This is a genomic window from Leifsonia naganoensis (genome assembly GCF_013410615.1).
GTDB classification, from domain to species: Bacteria; Actinomycetota; Actinomycetes; order Actinomycetales; family Microbacteriaceae; genus Leifsonia; species Leifsonia aquatica.
Genome location: NZ_JACCHJ010000001.1, coordinates 833,273 through 851,594, shown reverse-complemented (window position 1 = coordinate 851,594; position 18,322 = coordinate 833,273). Strand labels below are relative to the sequence as shown.

Below are 18,322 nucleotides of genomic sequence, written 5' to 3'. Positions count from 1 at the left end.
CCTTTATGTTGTGGTCACCAACAAAATGCATCGGAGTGGCTGCGAGGCCTGCAGACGCGCGCCCACTCCACTACAAGGAGGTAAACGATGCGCAAGAGGCACCTCGCATTCGGCGCCGCTCTGGCCGCGGGCGCGCTGCTGCTGGCCGGCTGCTCCGGCACGTCGGAGCCCGGATCCGACAGCACGGACGGAACCGGCAAGACACTCACCCTGTGGCACTACGAGGGCGAGGACTCGGCGATGGGCAAGGCCTGGAACCAGGCCATCGCCGACTTCGAGAAGGAGACCGGGGCGAAGGTGAAGTTCGAGGCGAAGGCCTTCGAGCAGATCCGCTCCACGGCCTCCCAGGTCCTCAACTCCAACGAGGCCCCCGACATCCTGGAGTACAACAAGGGCAACGCGACCGCGGGTCTGCTCGCCAGCCAGGGCCTCCTCACCAATCTCGACGACGCGGTGAAGAAATACGGCTGGGACAAGAAGCTCGCGACCAGCCTCCAGACGACCGCCCGGTACGACGACAAGGGCATCATGGGCTCCGGCTCCTGGTACGGCGTCCCGAACTACGGCGAGTACGTCGAGGTCTACTACAACAAGGACATGTTCGCGAAGTACGGCATCGAGGTGCCGAAGACGCAGGACGACTTCGTCGCCGCGCTCCAGAAGTTCAAGGACAACGGAATCACGCCGCTCGCCGAGTCGGCCGCCGAGTACCCGCTCGGCCAGCTCTGGTACCAGCTGGCGCTGACGAAGGCCGACCGCTCCTTCGTCGACGACTACCAGCTCTACAAGGGCAAGGTGGACTGGCAGGGCCCCGAGCTCTCCTCCGCCACCAAGACGGTCGACGACTGGGTGCAGAAGGGCTACATCTCCACGGACGCCTCCGGTCTGAAGGCCGAAGACGCCGGGACCGCCTTCATCGCAGGCAAGTACCCGATCTTCTTCTCGGGCAGCTGGTGGTACGGCCGGTTCCAGTCCGAGATCACCGGCTACGACTGGGGCACCTTCCTCTACCCGGGCACGAAGCTGTCGCCCGGATCGGCCGGCAACATGTGGGTGATCCCCGAGAACGCCAAGAACAAGGGCCTCGCCGAGAAGTTCATCGACATCACGATGAGCGACAAGATCCAGGCCCTGATCGGCAACAACGGCGGCGTGCCCGTCGCGGCGAAGACCAGCGACATCACCGACGAGAAGTCGAAGGAGCTGATCGCCAACTTCAACACCCTGACCGGTGAGGACGGCATCGCCTACTACCCCGACTGGCCCACCCCGACCTTCTACGACCAGCTGAACGCCGGCTTGCAGGAGCTCATCAACGGGACGAAGGACCCGGCCGCCGTCAACAAGGAGCTCGGCAGCGAGTACCAGGACGGCGTCGACCAGATCGTCAACCAGTAACCACCCGTCGCGGGGCCGGCCGTCCGCTCGACGGAGGCCGGCCCCGCGACGGCACACAGCAAGGAGCAACGCATGGTCGCAGTCGACGTGCGCGCGGCGACGACGCGGAAGCGCGGCGGGGACTCGCTGCTGCCCAGCAGCGGGCGCGGATCGTTCTGGTGGTACCTGCTGCCGGGGTTCGTCCTGCTGGCGGTGATCGTCCTGATCCCGCTGGTCTGGAACATCTACCTCAGCTTCACGAGCTACCGCGGCATCCGCCCGCCCAAGTTCATCGGCCTGAACAACTGGGTCCGGCTCTTCGGGGACGACAAGTTCTGGACCTCGTTCGGCAACTCGATCGCGATGATCGTCGCGATGGTGGTCATCCCCACCCTCGTCGGCCTCATCCTGGCGGCGATGCTGTTCGACCTGATCGGCAAGAAGTTCGGCGGCCGGTTCGCCAGCTTCCTGCGCGCCACCTACTACCTCCCGCAGATCCTCCCCGTGGTCATCGCCGCGATCGTGATCGGCTGGATCCTGCGCCCGGACAACGGCGCGCTCAACACGATCCTCGCCGCGATCGGCCTGGGCGACCTCCAGCACAACTGGCTCGGGAGCCCGGACACCGCCCTCGCGTCGATCATGGCGGTGATGGTGTGGGTGCAGCTCGGCTACCCGGTCGTCATCTTCATGGCCGCCCTGCAGCGCGTCGACCCGGAGCTCTACGAGGCGGCGGAGCTCGACGGGGCCAACTGGTTCCAGCGGTTCCGCGCCATCACGGTGTCGATCATCCGGCCCGAGATCTTCGTCGTCACCCTCACCTGCACCATCGCGGCCCTGAAGGTGTTCGGCCCCGTCTACACCCTCACGCGCGGCGGCCCCGGCACCGCCACGATGGTGCCGAGCTACTACTCCTACAGCGAGTTCTTCCAGAGCCAGCAGGTGGGATACGGCGCGACGATCGCGACCGCGTTGACCATCGTCATCGTGGTCGTGTCCATCCTCTTCATCGTCGCCCAGAACCGAGCCGAGCGCCGGGAGGCCCAGAGCTGATGTCCACCACCGTCGACCGCCCCCGCACCGGCGCTCCCACGCCCGCCGCCCCGCGCACGCTCAAGCGGCAGAAGCCCAAGAAGACCGTGACCGACTGGATCATCCTGGTCGTGGCCGTCCTGATCGGCGTCGGGATCGCGTTCCCGTTCCTGCTGATCGTGCTCAACTCGTTCAAGAGCCCCGCCGACTACAACTCCGGCGGGCCGCTCCAGCTGCCGACGACGTTCTACACGGACGGCATCGTGAACTTCTGGAACCGGGTGAACTTCCCCGAGAAGCTCTGGAACTCCATCTTCATCTCGGGCGTCGTCTCGATCCTCGCGGTCATCATCTCCGTGCTCAACGCGTACGCGCTCGGCATCGGCCGCGTGAAGGCGCGCACGTGGATCATCGTCCTGTTCCTGCTCGCGAACATGCTGCCGCAAGAGTCCCTGCTGTACCCGCTCTACTTCATGTTCAAGCAGGTGGGTCTCTACGACAACGTGTGGAGCGTCATCATCATTTTCACCGTGATCCAGAGCGCGTTCGGCACCTACCTCCTGTCGAGCGTGTACGGCACGTTCCCGAAGGAAGTGCTGGAGGCCGCGTCGCTCGACGGCGCCGGACGCTGGCGCATCCTATGGCGCGTCGTCGTGCCGATCTCGCGGCCGACGCTGAGCGTACTGCTGATCTTCTTCTTCATCTGGACGTGGAACGAGTTCCTCATCCCGCTGACGTTCCTGGTCTCCAACGACAACCAGACGGTCCCGGTCGCGATCAGCGCGCTGCAGGGCGACCGGCTGATGGATGTGACCACCACGTCCGCCTCGGCCCTGCTGGGCCTCATCCCCACCCTCGTCTTCTTCCTCATCTTCCAGCGCACTCTCACGCGCGGCATCACAGCAGGAGCGGTCAAGTAGCAATGAAGTTCACCGATGGATTCTGGCAGCTCCGCGACGGCGTCACGCCCGTCTACGCCCAGGAGGCGTACGACGTGGAGGCCGGCGACGGCACCGTCACCGTCACCGCCCCCGGCACGGTCATCGAGCGCCGGGGGGACACCCTCAACAGGCCGACGTTGACCGTCACCCTCCACTCGCCGATGCCGAACGTGATCGGCGTCCGGGTCGAGCACTGGCAGGGCGCAGGCGCCGGGCGGGGGTTCACGCTCGCCGCCGAGGAGGGCGACGTCGAGGTGGTCGTCGACGACGAGAGCGGGAGGCTGCGCGCCGGCGACCTCGTCGCGACCGTCCGCCGCGGGGCGCCCTGGTCGCTCACCTTCTCGGCCGGCGACACCGTGCTCACGTCGAGCGGCCGCAAGTCGCTCGCCCACATGACGGTCGCGGGAGACGGCACCTACGTGCACGAGCAGCTGTCGCTCGGCGTCGGCGAGCTGGTGTACGGGCTGGGGGAGCGGTTCGGTCCGCTCGTGAAGAACGGCCAGACCGTCGATATCTGGAACGCCGACGGCGGAACCTCGAGCGAGCAGGCCTACAAGAACATCCCGTTCTACCTGACCAACCGCGGCTACGGCGTGCTGGTCGATCACCCCGGCCACGTCTCGTACGAGATCGGCTCCGAATCGGTCGAGCGCGTGCAGTTCTCGGTGCCGGGCGAGAGCCTCCAGTACTACCTGATCTACGGGCCGACGCCGAAGCAGATCCTGGAGCGGTACACGGCCCTGACCGGCCGGCCCGCCACCGTGCCGGCGTGGTCCTACGGGCTCTGGCTCTCCACGAGCTTCACGACCGCATACGACGAGGCGACGGTCACCTCCTTCATCGACGGCATGGCCGAGCGCGACCTCCCACTGTCCGTCTTCCATTTCGACTGCTTCTGGATGCGCGAGTTCAACTGGTGCGACTTCGAGTGGGACCCGCGCACCTTCCCCGACCCGGAGGGGATGCTCGCCCGCCTGCACGGCAAGGACCTGCGCGTGAGCGTGTGGATCAACCCGTACATCGGCCAGCGCTCGCCCCTGTTCGCCGAGGCCGCGGCCTCCGGATACCTCGTACGGCGACCGGACGGCGACGTCTGGCAGTGGGACATGTGGCAGGCCGGGATGGGGTTGGTCGACTTCACCAACCCGGACGCGACCCGCTGGTACCAGGACCACTTGCGTCGCCTGGTCGCGCAGGGCGTCGACTGCTTCAAGACCGACTTCGGGGAGCGCATCCCGGTCGACGTGGCGTACTTCGACGGCTCGTCGCCCGAGCGGATGCACAACCTCTACACCCAGCTGTACAACGAGGCGGTCTTCGAGGTGCTGCAGGAGGCGCGTGGTGCCGGCGACGCCGTGCTGTTCGCGCGCTCGGCGACCGCGGGTGGCCAGGCCATGCCGGTGCACTGGGGCGGCGACAACACCTCGTCGTACGAGTCGATGGCGGAGACCCTCCGCGGCGGCCTCTCCCTCGCGTTCAGCGGGTTCGGCTTCTGGAGCCACGACATCGGGGGCTTCGAGGGGACCCCCGATCCCGGCGTCTTCAAGCGCTGGACCGCGTTCGGGCTGCTGTCGAGCCATTCGCGCCTGCACGGGAGCAACTCGGTGCGCGTCCCGTGGGCGTTCGACGAGGAGGCGGTCGAGGTGACGCGCCGGTTCACGACGCTCAAGCTGCGGCTCATGCCGTACTTGTTCGCCGCGGGCCAGGAGGCCGCGCTGCGAGGCACGCCCGTCATGCGACCGCTCCAGCTCGAGTTCCCCGGCGACCCGGCCGTCGACCACCTCGACCGGCAGTACCTGCTCGGCGGTGACCTCCTCGTCGCCCCGGTGTTCTCACCGGCCGACGTCGAGTTCTACCTGCCGGCCGGGACATGGACCGAGTTCTTCTCGGGCGAGCAGGTGGAGGGCGGCCGCTGGAGGCGTGAGACGCACGGCTTCGACACCCTCCCGCTCTACGTGCGCGAGGGTGCCGTGCTCCCGCTCGGCGCGCGCGACGACCGCCCCGACTACGACTACCGCGAGGGGCTGACGCTGGCCGTCTATCCGGGGCCGGACACGACGCGCATCGTCACGGTGACGACGCCGGAGGGCGAGGTCGCCGAGTACGCGGTCATGCGATCGGGCGACGCGCTGCGGGCATCCGGTCCGGAGGCGCATCCCTTCACGCTGCGGGATGTCGCGACCGGTCGCACCGTCGCGTCCAGCGGAGGTCGCGCCGAGCTGTAATACAGTACTCGGGACCATGAACGGCAACACGACGGCGGGGACGAACCTCGACACGGTGCGACGGCACAACCTCTCCACCGTGCTCGGGATGGTGCACCGCGGCGGTCCCCTGGCGCGCTCGGCGCTCACCCAGGCGACCGGGCTGAACCGGTCGACGACGGGTGCGCTCGTCGCCGAGCTGGTGGAGTACGGCCTCGTGCGGGAGCGCGATCCGGAGACCAGCAACCGCGTCGGGCGCCCGTCGCCGGTCGTCGCCGCGGACGGACGCGTGGTCGCGCTCGCCGTGAATCCCGAGATCGACGCGGTCACCGTCGGCGTCGTCGGGCTGGACGCCACGGTCCACCGCCGGGTGCGGTTCCCCACCGGTGACGTGCCGACCGCGCAGGAGGCCGCCGCCATCGCCGCCGCGGTGATCGACGGGCTGCGGCCCGACCTGGCCGCAGCCCGTCGCGTCGTCGGCATCGGCGTCGCCGTCCCCGGGCTCGTGCGGGAGGAGGACGGCGTCGTGCGCCTCGCCCCGCACCTGGAGTGGGCGGAGGAGCCGTTCGCCGCCGAGCTCGCGGCCGCCACAGGCTACCCGGTGCTCGCGGCGAACGACGCGAGCCTCGGCGCGAACGCCGAACGGCTCTTCGGGGCCGGGCGCGGCGCATCCGACGTGGTCTACCTCAACGGCGGCGCGTCCGGCATCGGCGCGGGCGTCATCGTCCGCGGCGAGCCCCTGACCGGCATCAGCGGGTACGCGGGGGAGCTGGGGCACACCCTTGTGAACTCGGCGGGCATCCGCTGCCACTGCGGCGCGATCGGGTGCCTCGAGACGGAGGTCAGCCAGCGCGCCCTGCTCGGCGTGCTCGGGATGCGTGCCGCCGACGGCGAGGAGCTCTCGCGCGCGCTGACCGCGGCGGTCGCGGCAGGCGACACCGCGGTCACGGCCGAGGTCGACCGGCAGCTCGGCTTCCTCGCCACGGCGCTGCGGAACGCCACGAACGTCTTCGCGCCCGAGCTGATCGTGCTCGGCGGGTTCCTCGGCGCGCTCCACGCGCTGGCGCCCGAGCGCCTGCCGCAGCTCGTCTCGGATCAGGCGCTCGCGGCCAGCGCCGAGCGCCTGCGGATCGTGCGCGCCGAGCTCGGCGGCGACATCCTCATGATCGGCGCGGCGGAGCTGGCCTTCGGCCCCCTCCTCGCCGCCCCTGCGCCTGCCCCCGCCCCAGTTCCCGCCCCTCCCGCCCCCTGAGCCTCGCCGCCATCCGTTCCGGACTTCTGTACGCAACACGCCGTCCGCTAGCGTGCAGAACTCCGGAAACGATGGCCGCCTCCACCCCCGGAATGCGGGGGATGCGCACGGTAACATCGGGCACCCGCCTGCGATAGGATGAATGGTGTCGCCGAGTCGAATCGATTCGATTCCCGGCTTCGACCGACACCGGCACCGCGTGAACGCAGCGCGGTGCTTCTTCGTGCGTCCGCCGCCCGTGCGCCACCTCACCCCGCACCTCCGACCCAGCAAGGACCTTCTTCGTGACCACCGTCGTGCATCCCGGCGACTCCCTCTCCGGCCGTCAGCGCCTGGCGTACATCCTGATCCTCGGCGCACTCACCGCGCTCGGGCCGTTCACGATCGACACCTACCTGCCGGCACTGCCGACGCTGCAGTCCGACTTCGACGTGTCGACCGCGGCGATCCAGCTGACGCTCACCGCGACGACCATCGGGTTCGGTCTCGGGCAGCTCCTGGTCGGTCCCTGGTCCGACAAGATCGGCCGGCGCACCCCGCTGATCGCGTCGACGGCCGTCCACATCCTGGCCTGCCTCGGCGCCGCGGTGGCGCCGAACGTCGAGCTGCTCGGCGTCGCCCGCGCAATGCAGGGGATCGGCGCGGCGGCGGGCGGTGTCGTCGCCATGGCGATGGTCCGCGACCTGTTCGGCGGCCGTCCGCTCGTGCGCATGCTCAGCCGCCTGGCGCTCGTCAACGGGCTCGCCCCGGTGCTCGCCCCCGTCATCGGCTCGTGGCTGCTACTCGTGATGCCGTGGCGCGGCATCTTCGTCGTACTCGCGTTCTACGGGCTCTTCGTCATCGTGTGCGTCTCGCTCTGGATCGTCGAGACCCTCCCGAAGGCGCGTCGCCACGACGCCGGGCACTCGACCGTCCGCCAGCGGTACAAGGCGGTGCTCTCCGACCGGGTCTTCGTCGGCATCGCGATCGTCGGCGCCGCGAACTTCACCGGACTGTTCGCGTACCTGTCGTCGAGCTCGTTCATCTTCCAGGAGATCTACAAGTTCAACGCCCAGGAGTACGGCCTCCTCTTCGCGGTCAACTCCATCGGCATCATCATCGGCGTGCAGTCGTCGGCGCGGCTCACGAAGTACGTCGGCCCGCAGTGGATCCTCGCCGTCTCGACCGTCGTCATGTTCGTCGCGTCCGTCGTGATCGTGGTGCTCGACCAGGCGCACGTCGGCCTCTGGGGCACGGCCATCCCGCTGTGGTTCTTCATCGCGGCCTGCGGATTCGGATTCCCGTGCGTGCAGGTGCTGGCGCTCAACAACCACGGCCACGAAGCCGGCACCGCGGCCAGCCTCCTGGGCGCGCTCAACTTCGGCATCGCGGGCATCGTCTCGCCGATCGTGGGCATCCTGGGCGTCGGCAGCGCCGCGCCGATGGGGTACGTGATGGCGGCCTGCGCCCTGGTGTCCATCGGCGCCCTCTGGCTGATCGTGCGCCCGCGCACGGTCCCCGCCCTCGCGCACTAGCCTCCCCGTTCCGCGAGACGTGAGTGGTTGCGGGTGCGGGGGCGCCCGCACCCGCAACCACTCACCTCTCGTGTCAGGTTTCGCGGGTACGGTGGGGCGATGGATGCGGACGACCAGCCAGACGCCCCGGCCACCCAGCACGAGCAGTTGCGGCAGGCCGCTCGGATCAGTCGCCTCTGGCCCGTGATCTCGGCCTCCGTCGCCGTGCTCCTCGTGCTCGGTCTCGGCGCGATCATCGCATTCCGCCCCACCGAGCCGTTCTCCCTCGACCTCGAGTGGATGCAGGAGATCGTCGAGCACCGCTCGCCCTTCTGGCTCGGGCCGGCTCTCTTCTTCAACTACGCCGGGGGAGGGATCGTCGGCTCGGCGGTGATCCCTGTAGTGATCGTGCTGCTGCTGCTCGCGTTCCGACGGCCGTGGGGAGCGCTGTTCTTCGCGTCGGCCAGCATCCTGTCGGTCGTCCTCGTCCAAGTGCTGAAGCACACGGTCGGGCGAGCGCGGCCGACGGAGATCCTGGTGAACGCCGACGCGGGTTCATTCCCGTCGGGGCATACGGCGAACGCGGCGACGATGGTGGTCGTGCTCGCCATCCTCTTCCCGCGCGTCTGGGTCTGGTGCTTGGGCGTCGCGTGGGCGCTGCTCATGGCGGTCAGCCGCACGTATCTCGGCGCCCACTGGATGAGCGACACGGTCGGCGGGCTGCTGCTCGGTGCCGCCGTCGCCGTCATCGTGTGGGCGCCGCTCGCGTACCGCCTCGCCCGTGAGCGCACCCTTCCGCACCCCTTCCTGCGCTCGCGCGCGCCCGGCACCCCCTCCTCCACCTCCCCGACCCCATAGGCCGAGGTTCACGACGTGGCGCCCATTCGCGCCCGAATGGGCGCCACGTCGTGAACTTCACAGACCCGAGGAGGCGCAGCGGGCAGTACTGTGGCGGCCATGAGGATTCTGCTGGTCGGCGCGGGCGGCGTCGGCGACGCCATCGCCAAGATCGCCGCGCGCCGCACGTTCTACGACACCATCACCGTGAGCGACTACGACGTCGCGCGCGCCGAGCGGACGGTCGGGTGGATCCGCGCCCGGCACGGTGAGGAGGTGGCGTCCCGCTTCCGCACCGCCGCGATCGACGCCTCCGACCCCGACTCGGTGGAGGCCGTGGCGCGCGAGCACCGCGCGACCCACGTCATGAACGCGGTCGAGCCGAAGTTCGTGCCGACCATCTTCGCCGGCGCGTTCGCGGCGGGAGCCGACTACCTCGACATGGCGATGAGCCTGTCGGAGCCGCATCCCACCGACCCCTACGAGAAGACGGGCGTGAAGCTCGGCGACGACCAGTTCGCCCTGCGCGGCGACTGGGAGGCAGCCGGCCGGCTCGCCCTGGTCGGCATGGGGGTCGAGCCCGGCCTTTCGGACGTCTTCGCCCGCTACGCCGCCGACGAGCTGTTCTCATCCATCGGCGAGCTCGGCACCCGCGACGGCGCGAATCTCGTGGTGCGCGACGAGGCCGGCAACGAGATCTTCGCGCCGTCGTTCTCGATCTGGACCACCATCGAGGAGTGCCTGAACCCGCCCGTGGTCTTCGAGAAGGACACGGGATGGTTCACCACCCCGCCCTTCAGCGAGCCGGAGGTCTTCGACTTCCCCGAGGGCATCGGACCGGTGGAGTGCGTGAACGTCGAGCACGAGGAGGTGCTGCTCATGCCGCGCTGGCTCGACGCGAAGCGCGTGACGTTCAAGTACGGGCTGGGGGAGGAGTTCATCGGCGTGCTGAAGACCCTCCACTTGCTGGGCCTCGACTCCACGACGCCGGTCCGCGTGCGCAGCGCCGGCGGCCCGGCGGAGGTCGCGCCGCGTGATGTCGTCGCCGCTGCCCTGCCCGACCCGGCGACGATCGGTCCGCTGATGACGGGGAAGACCTGTGCCGGTGTGAACGTGACCGGCATCGGCGTGGACGGCGCCCCGCGCGAGGTCTATCTGTACCACGTCAGCGACAACGAATGGACGATGCGCGAGTACGACTGCCAGTGCGTCGTCTGGCAGACCGCGCTCAACCCCGTCATCGCGCTCGAGCTGCTGGCGAAGGGGGCCTGGCGCGGAACGGGCGTGCTCGGGCCGGAGGCGTTCCCCGCGCGGCCGTTCCTCGAGCTCATGGAACGGCCCGAGCACGACGGCGGCTACGGGCAGGCGTGGGGGATGCGCGAAGCACGCTAGGCGGCGCACCGGCCCGTCAGTAGGCTGAGCCGCATGAGCGACGCTGAAGCGCTGGCGGAGACCGCCGCGAAGCTGCAGGCCGAGGCGGAGGAAGCGCTGCGCAAGGCGCAGGAGGCGGCGGCTGCGGCCGCTGCCGCGCAGGAGGCGGCGCAGGCGGCACCGGCGGCACCGCCCGCATCCACTGCCTCTGCCGAACCCGCGGCCGGCCCGCTCTCGGCCGACGCCGTCGCCGCGGTCCGTGCCGAGTACGCCTTCGACGCACCCGCGCTCGAGATCGGTGCGCTCGTCAACGGCGACCCGATCGCCGACGTCCCCGTGCGCATCCCGCTCGCCATGACCAACCGGCACGGGCTGGTCGCGGGCGCGACCGGGACAGGCAAGACCAAGACGCTGCAGGTGCTCGCCGAGCAGCTGGCCGCGGCGGGCGTGCCGGTCTTCGCCGCCGACATCAAGGGCGACCTCTCGGGCATCGCGGTCGCCGGCGAGTCCAACGACAAGCTGCTGGAGCGCACCCGCGGCATCGGCCAGGACTGGACCCCGCGCGCGGCCACGACCGAGTTCTTCTCGCTCGGCGGCGTCGGCCGCGGCGTGCCCATCCGGGCGACCGTCGCCGGGTTTGGCCCGCTGCTGCTCTCGAAGGTGCTCGGGCTGAACGACACCCAGGAGTCGAGCCTGGGCCTCGTCTTCCACTACGCCGACCAGGCCGGCCTCCCGCTGCTCGACCTCGCCGACCTCCGCGCCGTGCTCACCTACCTGACGAGCGACGACGGCAAGGCCGAGCTCGCCGGGCTGGGCGGCCTGTCGAGCGCGACCGTGGGCGTCATCCTGCGCGAGCTGATCGCGTTCGCCGACCAGGGCGCCGAGGCGTTCTTCGGCGAGCCCGAGATCGACACCGCCGAGTTCCTGCGGGTCGCGCCGGACGGGACGGGCGTGGTCAGCCTCCTGGAGGTGCCCGGCGTGCAGGACAAGCCCGCCGTGTTCTCGACGTTCCTGATGTGGCTCCTCGCCGACCTGTTCAACGACCTGCCGGAGGTCGGGGATCTGGACAAGCCGAAGCTGGTCTTCTTCTTCGACGAGGCGCACCTGCTGTTCAAGGGAGCCTCCAAGGACTTCATCGCCTCGATCACCCAAACCGTGCGCCTCATCCGGTCGAAGGGCGTCGGCATCTTCTTCGTCACGCAGACGCCGAAGGATGTGCCGAGCGACGTGCTCGCGCAGCTCGGCTCGCGCGTGCAGCACCAGCTGCGCGCCTTCACGCCCGACGACGCGAAGGCGCTCAAGGCGACGGTGTCGACCTACCCGAAGTCGGGCTACGACCTGGCCGAGGTGCTGCAGTCCCTCGGCACGGGGGAGGCCATCGTCACCGTCATGAACGAGAAGGGCGCGCCCAGCCCGGTCGCCTGGACCCGGCTGCGCGCACCGCAGGGATCCATGTCGCCGGCCCCGGAGGCGCAGTTGGAGGCCACGGTCGCCGCCTCCCCGCTGCAGGCGAAATACGGCACTCCCGTCGATCGCGACTCGGCGCGAGAGCAGCTCGCCCGCAAGCTCGACGCCGCCGCGGCCGCCGCCGACGCGGCAGCGCAGGCCCAGGCCCAGGCGGAAGCCGCCGCAGCCGCGGAGAAGGCGGCAGCAGCACAGGCGAAGGCCGACGCGAAGGCACAGGCCGCCGCGCAGAAGGAGTACGAGCGCATCCTCAAGAGCACCTCGCCCACCCGGACCACCCGCCGCACGACCTCCAAGCCGGCCCCCAACGTGCTGGAGCAGGTCCTCGGTTCGAAGGCGACCCGCGACATCCTCACGGGCGTGGTGGAGGGGATCTTCGGTACGCGCAAGCGACGCTAGCCGCGCCGCTCCTCGCAGCCCCCGGGACCTCGTCTCAGACGACGATGATCTCGTACCCGCGTTCGATGAACGCGGCGCGTTGCTCGTCGGTGATGCCGGTGTCGGTGATGAGTGTGGTGAGACTCGTGGGTCCGGTCACAGTGGCGAAGGCTGTCCGGCCCATCTTCGACGAGTCGGCGACGAACACGGCCCGCGTCGCGCGTCGGGCCATGAGGGAGTTGACGCTCGCCTCGCCCTCGTCGTGCACCGTCGGCCCGATGACGGGGTCGATGGCGTCCACGGCGATGAACGCGACGTCCATGGTGATCTTCTCCAGGACCGCGTCGGTGTAAGGGCCGACCAGCTCGTACGAACGCGAGTGGACGACGCCCCCGGTGACGACGATCTTGATCTGCGGGCGGATGACGAGTTGCGCGGCGATGTTGATCGCGTTGGTGACGACGGTGAGGTTCGGGTAGGGCGACGGCTCCAGGAGGTCGGAGCGGGAGGCCAGTGCGGTCGCGATCGCCGTGCTCGTGGTGCCGCCGGAGAGACCGACGACGGCGCCGCGGGGGACGAGGGCGCTCGCCGCCTGCGCGATGCGCATCTTCTGCTCGGCGTGCTGATCGTGCTTGTAGCGGAGTGGGAGGTCGTAGGCCACGGACTGGCCGATCGCCCCACCGCGGGTGCGCGTCAGCATCTGCTGCGAGGCGAGCGCGTCCAGGTCGCGGCGGGCGGTCGCCGCCGAGACGTTGAGCGTCGTGACGATGTCCTCCACCTCGACCTGGCCGGTCTCGGCCAAGAGGTCGAGGACGGCGCCGAGTCGCTGGGCTCTGCTCATCGCCGTGCGTTCGCGGCTCCGCTCGCCCGGCCGCGCCGGGCCGGACAGCGCGAGCGCGCCGTCGTCCTCGTGCGCCCCGGCGGTGGATGAGCGTGTCACGGGCCGCTCCTGTCCTGCGCCGTCGGGCGGTTGCGCGAATGTCTCTGGCAATGATTCCGCATGATCGAAGCCGTTGTCTAGTGATCACATTCGATCATCTCCATTTCGGGCTCGATGCTTGACGTCCTGCCCCCGAAAGGGGCATGATCGCCAGCATCCATTGAGTGAAAGTGCTTGTTTCCCACGGGAACACGTCAATAAACATCAACGGCTCCGCATTGACGCGCAGGCACCTCAGCAGTATCGGCACGTGTTTCTTCGAGAAGTGGGGAAGTCAATGAAGAAGTCACTCCGGTGGGGAGCGGCGGTCGCGACCGTCGCCGTCACCACCATGACACTCGCCTCCTGCGGCTTCAGCGGCGGGTCGGGAGGCTCGTCCGGCGGCGCGCAGACGCTCGACCTGATGGTGGCGAGCTATTCGGACAATACGAAGGCCGAATGGCAGCAGATCATCACGGACTTCGAGGCCAAGAACAGCGACATCAAGGTCAATCTCGACGTGGAGTCCTGGACGGACATCAACAACGTCATCAAGACGCGCATCCAGGCGCAGAAGCAGCCCGACATCCTGAACATCGACGCGTTCGCGGGATTCGCGGCGGACGACCTGCTCTATCCCGCCAAGGACATCGTCTCGGCCTCGACGTTCGACGACTTCCAGGACGCGTTCAAGAAGAACGCGAGCATCGACGGCACGCAGTACGGCCTCCCGTTCATCGCCTCCGCCCGCGCCCTGTTCTACAACAAGGACGACTTCGCGAAGGCCGGCATCTCGGCCCCGCCGAAGACGTGGGCCGAGTTCGAGGAGGACGCGGGCAAGCTCAAGGCCGCCGGGGTCACGGCATACGGGATGCCGCTCGGAAGCGAGGAGGCGCAGGCGGAGACGGCGATCTGGTTCTACGGAGCAGGCGGCGGCTACGGCGACGCCAAGAAGCTCACGATCGACAGCTCGCAGAACGTCGAGGGCGCCACCGAGATGAAGAAGATCATCGACCAGGGCTACACCGAGCCGAACCCGGGCTCGACCAACCGCACGCCGCTGCTCAACGTCTTCATCCAGGGGCAGCTGGGCATGCAGGTCGGCCTCCCGCCGACGGTCGGGCAGATCAAGGACAAGAACCCGTCGCTCAACTACGGTGTCGCGCCCATCCCGACCAAGGACGGCTCCTCCTTCACCCTGGGCGTCGCCGACCACCTGATGGCCTTCAAGAACAAGACCGACAAGAAGGCGGCGATCACGAAGTTCCTCGACTACTTCTACTCGCCCGCCGTCTACACCAAGTGGGTGGGCGCGGAGGGCTTCCTGCCGACGACCAAGTCGGGTGCGAAGGAGATGGCCTCGGACGAGACCATCAAGCCGTTCCTCGACCTGCTGCCGGACGCGAAGTTCTACCCGTCCACCAACCCGGACTGGTCGGCCGCGCAGGGCGCGATCCAGAGCCAGATCGGACAGCTCGGCCAGGGCGCGGTCCCGGCGGATCTGCTGAAGTCCATCCAGGCCAAGGCCGACGGCCAGTAATCCCGGATGACCAGCACCGCTGAGTCGACGCGCGCGGGGGCGGCTTCCGGCCGCCCCCGTCGCGGGTCCCCACCGAGGCGCTCCGGCGCGTCCGACCTGCTCCACGCCGTGCCGTGGACGCTGCCCGCACTCCTCCTGATCTTCGGGATCGTGCTGTTCCCGGCCGGCTACATGATCTTCAACTCGACGCGGAAGATCTCCATCGCCGGCGTCGACCACGGTTCCGTGGGGCTGCAGAACTACCTGACGGTGCTCTCCCGCCCGGAGCTTCCCGGCATCCTGCTGAACACTCTCGTGTGGGTCGTCGCCGTCGTCGCGATCACCGTGGTGATCGGGCTCGCGCTCGCCCAGTTCCTCGACAAGAACTTCCCGGGCCGCCGCTGGGTGCGGATGGCGATCATCGTCCCGTGGGCGGCGAGCGTCGTGATGACGACGACCGTGTTCGTGTACGGTCTCGACCCCTTCTACGGGATCATCAACAAGTTCCTCGTCGACATCCACCTGCTCGCGGAGCCGTTCGGCTTCACGAAGGAGCCGGTGCCGGCGTTCATCTCCTCGATCGGCATCGCGGTGTTCGTGTCGCTGCCGTTCACGACCTACACGATCCTGGCGGGGCTCGCCGGCATCCCGGGCGACATGCTGGAGGCGGCGAAGGTGGATGGGGCGAGCGCCGCCCGCTCCTATTTCGGCGTGACCCTCCCGAACCTGCGGAACGCGATCGCCCTGGCGGCGCTCATCAACATCATCAACGTGTTCAACTCGCTCCCGATCCTCAAGCTGATGACGGGCTCGATCCCCGGCTACAAGGCCGACACGACGACGACCTACGTCTTCAAGCTGCTGCAGAACGAGCAGCGCATCGACCTGTCGAGCGCGCTCAGCGTGATCAACTTCCTGATCGTCCTGGTCGTCGTCGCGCTGTACCTGTGGATCGTGAAGCCGATGAGGGAGGTCGCATGACCGCGCCGGCCCCGACTCTGGTGGCGGGGGCTCCGCCGGTGCGCCGCCGTCGTTCCCGCCTCTCGGGCTCCCCGGGGCGCGTCGTCGGCAAGACGCTCGCCGGGGTGGTCATCGCCCTCGTCTTCATCGCGCCGTACCTGATCATGCTGGTCGGCTCGTTCAAGTCGCGGAACAACATCCTCCAGGTGCCGCCGACCTATCTGCCCGACCAGTGGCATCCCGAGAACTACCTCACGATGTGGTCGACGCCGGAGACGCCGCTCCCGCTCAACCTCATCTCGACCATCGTGATCTCGGTGTTCGCGACACTGCTGGTGCTCGTGGTCTGCGTGCCCGCCGCGTACTACACGGCGCGGTTCCGGTTCCCGGGTCGCGGAGTGTTCCTCTTCCTGGTGATCGTGACGCAGATGCTGCAGCCCACGGTGCTCGCGACGGGCCTGTTCAAGGAGATGGTCGCGCTCGGGATCAACGACACCTGGCTGGCCATGATCCTCATCAACGCGGCGTTCAACCTCGCGTTCGCCATCTGGATCATGCACACCTTCTTCGCCGGAGTGCCCAAGGAGGTGGACGAGGCCGCGCAGCTCGACGGGGCCGGCAAGTGGACGGTGCTCTTCCGCGTCCAGCTCCCGCTGGTGTGGCCCGGCATCGTGACGGCGATCATCTACACCTTCGTCGCCTCGTGGAACGAGTTCGCCGCGAGCCTGGTGATCCTGTCCACGGACGCGAACCAGCCGTTGTCGGTGGCCTTGACCAAGTTCGTCGGTCAGTACGACGCCGCGTGGCAGTACGTGTTCGCGGTCTCGGTCGTGGCCGTGATCCCCGTCGTGGTGCTCTTCGCGCTGATCGAGAAGCGCCTGGTCGGCGGCCTCACCGCCGGCAGCGTCAAGTGAGGGGTCGGACTCCGAGGAGGGTGCGGACGCGCTGACCGACGCCGATCGCGATCGGCGCCTCCTCCCCGCCCCGCTCGCTCCAGGCCGCGGAGAGTCCGGTCCAGGCGAGCGCCCAGCGCAGGAGGGTGGGCTCGTCGAGGCCAGACTCCGCCGCGATCACCCCGGCCGTGCGCTCCAGGCGGCCGGGGCGGAGAGCGATCGCGGCGTCGGGGTTGCACAGGATGTTGAGCAGGTCGAACGCGGGGTCGCCGTGCAGCGGCTTCGGGTCGATCGCGAGCCAGCCGCGCTCGCCGAAGTCGAGCACGTTGCCGTGGTGCAGGTCGCCGTGGAGGACGACGTCGGCGGTGGGATGAGCGAGCAGCGCCCGCGCCTCGGCGGCGGCCGCTGGGTAGAGCCCGTCGTGGTCGTCCGGCCGGTCGGCGGCCTGCTCGAACAGCTCACGGAACCACTCGTCGAGCGGATGCAGCCCCGCCGGCGGGCCGTCGGCACGCGCGGTGTGAAGGCGACGGCCGGCGCGGCACAGGATGCGCGTGGCGTCGTCGTCGCCCGCCGGACCCGAACGCGCCAACTCGATCAGCGACCGCGGTCCCTCCGCGCGCTCCAGCAGCACGGCTCGCCCGTCGTCCCCGAACTCCAGCACCTCCGCCGCGCCCTCACCGGACCACCAGCGCAGCACGTGCGCGCCGGCGGCCTCCTCGTCGACGAGGGCGCACTTGAGGAACGCCGGCCGGCCATCCCGGCGCACCGGCTGCAGGGCGCTCGACGGGGTGACGAACGGGTCGCCGTCCGGGGTCAGCGCCCAGCGCTCGCGCCAGCCGGCGAGCAGCGCGTCGCTCATCGCTCTCCTTCGCGCGCGGCGTACGCGCCCGGCGGTGCACCGATCACGGCCCGGAACTCCCGGCTGAAATGCGCCTGGTCCGCGTATCCGAGGTCGAGCGCGAGTGTGGCGAGCGCGGGAGGTTCGGTCGAGCGCAGAGCGGCCGCGGCCTCCTGCAGCCGGTAGCGCTGGATGAGCCATTTGGGGCCGAAGCCGATGTGCCCGGCGACCAGGCGCTGGAGGTGCCGGACGCCGAGGCCGAAACGCGCGGCGAGGTCCTCCACGCGGCGAAGCTCGCGGTCGTCCTCCACGGTTGCGACGACCTCGTCGACGAGCCGGGCTTCCTCGCCCGGCACCGGGAGGCCGCCCAGCCAGCTCTCGACGGCGGTGACCGCGCTCGCGTCGTCGCCGTCGGCCATCGCGTCGCGGACCACGGGCAGCAGGTCATCCAGCCCGTCGAGGGCGAGTTCTCCCGCGGGCACCGCGGCGGGCAGCGAGCGGAGGGAGGCGCCGGTCCAGCCGCGCGCGACACCCGGGCGCAGCAGCATCCCGAACGCCCATCCCGACCCGCGCAGGGTGCGACCGCTCGCGCCCCGGCTCGCCCGGTGGAGCAGCGCAGAGTCGGGCTCGATCACGAGGTTCGCCGTCGGGTACTCGAGCACCTGCGGGCGCAGGATCCGTCCCTCCGGCAGCGTCCAGCGCGGCAGCCAGTAGTGTCGGACGAACGCGCTCGCCGCGTCGCCGGGGAACACCCGGCCGATCCGCACGGGCTCGTCGCCGGTGCGCGTGAGCAGGCCGTTGCTGCGTGGCACGGCGGCGGTGTGCGGACTCACGCTGCCATACT

At 69.5% G+C, this 18,322-nt stretch carries 15 protein-coding genes; 12 read left to right on the top strand and 3 right to left on the bottom strand.

What is annotated here, in order from left to right; genetic code table 11:
- Positions 1-87: 87 nt before the first annotated feature.
- The 9 genes from HNR14_RS04065 to HNR14_RS04025 all read left to right on the top strand — a co-directional run bounded on the left by HNR14_RS04065 (position 88) and on the right by HNR14_RS04025 (position 12,370).
- Positions 88-1,398, top strand: a complete 1,311-nt coding sequence (locus HNR14_RS04065) for an ABC transporter substrate-binding protein (RefSeq protein ID WP_179699994.1) — start codon at positions 88-90, stop codon at positions 1,396-1,398.
- 72 nt (positions 1,399-1,470) lie between these two features.
- Positions 1,471-2,430, top strand: a complete 960-nt coding sequence (locus tag HNR14_RS04060; protein ID WP_179699993.1) for a carbohydrate ABC transporter permease — start codon at positions 1,471-1,473, stop codon at positions 2,428-2,430.
- Complete coding sequence (locus HNR14_RS04055; protein ID WP_179699992.1) at positions 2,430-3,329, top strand: carbohydrate ABC transporter permease; 900 nt, start codon at positions 2,430-2,432, stop codon at positions 3,327-3,329. The genes HNR14_RS04060 and HNR14_RS04055 overlap by 1 nt, the downstream gene beginning before the upstream one ends.
- A gap of 2 nt (positions 3,330-3,331) precedes the next feature.
- Positions 3,332-5,575: an alpha-xylosidase gene (gene yicI, locus HNR14_RS04050; protein WP_179699991.1), complete on the top strand. Its 2,244-nt coding sequence runs from the start codon at positions 3,332-3,334 to the stop codon at positions 5,573-5,575.
- A 16-nt stretch (positions 5,576-5,591) separates the two neighbouring features.
- A complete protein-coding gene (locus HNR14_RS04045) occupies positions 5,592-6,806 on the top strand; it encodes an ROK family transcriptional regulator (RefSeq protein ID WP_179699990.1) in 1,215 nt (404 codons plus the stop codon).
- Between the two features lie 284 nt (positions 6,807-7,090).
- Positions 7,091-8,320, top strand: coding sequence for a Bcr/CflA family efflux MFS transporter (locus tag HNR14_RS04040; RefSeq protein WP_179699989.1), 1,230 nt, complete (start codon positions 7,091-7,093; stop codon positions 8,318-8,320).
- A gap of 99 nt (positions 8,321-8,419) precedes the next feature.
- The gene (locus HNR14_RS04035) at positions 8,420-9,157 is read left to right on the top strand and encodes a phosphatase PAP2 family protein (protein WP_179699988.1); all 738 of its coding nucleotides are present in this window, start codon (positions 8,420-8,422) and stop codon (positions 9,155-9,157) included.
- A 99-nt stretch (positions 9,158-9,256) separates the two neighbouring features.
- Complete coding sequence (locus HNR14_RS04030; RefSeq protein WP_179699987.1) at positions 9,257-10,528, top strand: saccharopine dehydrogenase family protein; 1,272 nt, start codon at positions 9,257-9,259, stop codon at positions 10,526-10,528.
- Between the two features lie 33 nt (positions 10,529-10,561).
- Positions 10,562-12,370, top strand: coding sequence for a helicase HerA-like domain-containing protein (locus HNR14_RS04025; protein ID WP_179699986.1), 1,809 nt, complete (start codon positions 10,562-10,564; stop codon positions 12,368-12,370).
- Positions 12,371-12,404: 34 nt separating this feature from the next.
- On the opposite strand, the gene HNR14_RS04020 is transcribed toward HNR14_RS04025, so the two are convergent.
- Positions 12,405-13,190 carry a DeoR/GlpR family DNA-binding transcription regulator gene (locus tag HNR14_RS04020; RefSeq protein WP_179702525.1) on the bottom strand — a complete coding sequence of 262 codons (786 nt, stop codon included), beginning with the start codon at positions 13,188-13,190 and terminating at the stop codon, positions 12,405-12,407.
- Positions 13,191-13,566: 376 nt separating this feature from the next.
- On the opposite strand from HNR14_RS04020, the gene HNR14_RS04015 reads away from it, so the two are divergent.
- From HNR14_RS04015 to HNR14_RS04005, 3 genes are read left to right on the top strand one after another with little or no spacing between them, the layout of a single operon-like run.
- Positions 13,567-14,808 (top strand): extracellular solute-binding protein, encoded by a 1,242-nt coding sequence (locus HNR14_RS04015; protein WP_179699985.1) that lies wholly within the window; start codon positions 13,567-13,569, stop codon positions 14,806-14,808.
- A 6-nt stretch (positions 14,809-14,814) separates the two neighbouring features.
- Positions 14,815-15,768 carry a carbohydrate ABC transporter permease gene (locus tag HNR14_RS04010; protein ID WP_179699984.1) on the top strand — a complete coding sequence of 318 codons (954 nt, stop codon included), beginning with the start codon at positions 14,815-14,817 and terminating at the stop codon, positions 15,766-15,768.
- Positions 15,765-16,661 carry a carbohydrate ABC transporter permease gene (locus HNR14_RS04005; RefSeq protein WP_179699983.1) on the top strand — a complete coding sequence of 299 codons (897 nt, stop codon included), beginning with the start codon at positions 15,765-15,767 and terminating at the stop codon, positions 16,659-16,661. The genes HNR14_RS04010 and HNR14_RS04005 overlap by 4 nt, the downstream gene beginning before the upstream one ends.
- On the opposite strand, the gene HNR14_RS04000 is transcribed toward HNR14_RS04005, so the two are convergent.
- Positions 16,654-17,499, bottom strand: coding sequence for an aminoglycoside phosphotransferase family protein (locus HNR14_RS04000; RefSeq protein ID WP_179699982.1), 846 nt, complete (start codon positions 17,497-17,499; stop codon positions 16,654-16,656). The two genes, HNR14_RS04005 and HNR14_RS04000, sit on opposite strands and share 8 nt — an antisense overlap.
- The gene (locus HNR14_RS03995) at positions 17,496-18,311 is read right to left on the bottom strand and encodes a helix-turn-helix domain-containing protein (protein WP_179699981.1); all 816 of its coding nucleotides are present in this window, start codon (positions 18,309-18,311) and stop codon (positions 17,496-17,498) included. Before HNR14_RS03995 ends, HNR14_RS04000 begins: the two co-directional genes overlap by 4 nt.
- Between the last annotated feature and the right edge of the window lie 11 nt (positions 18,312-18,322).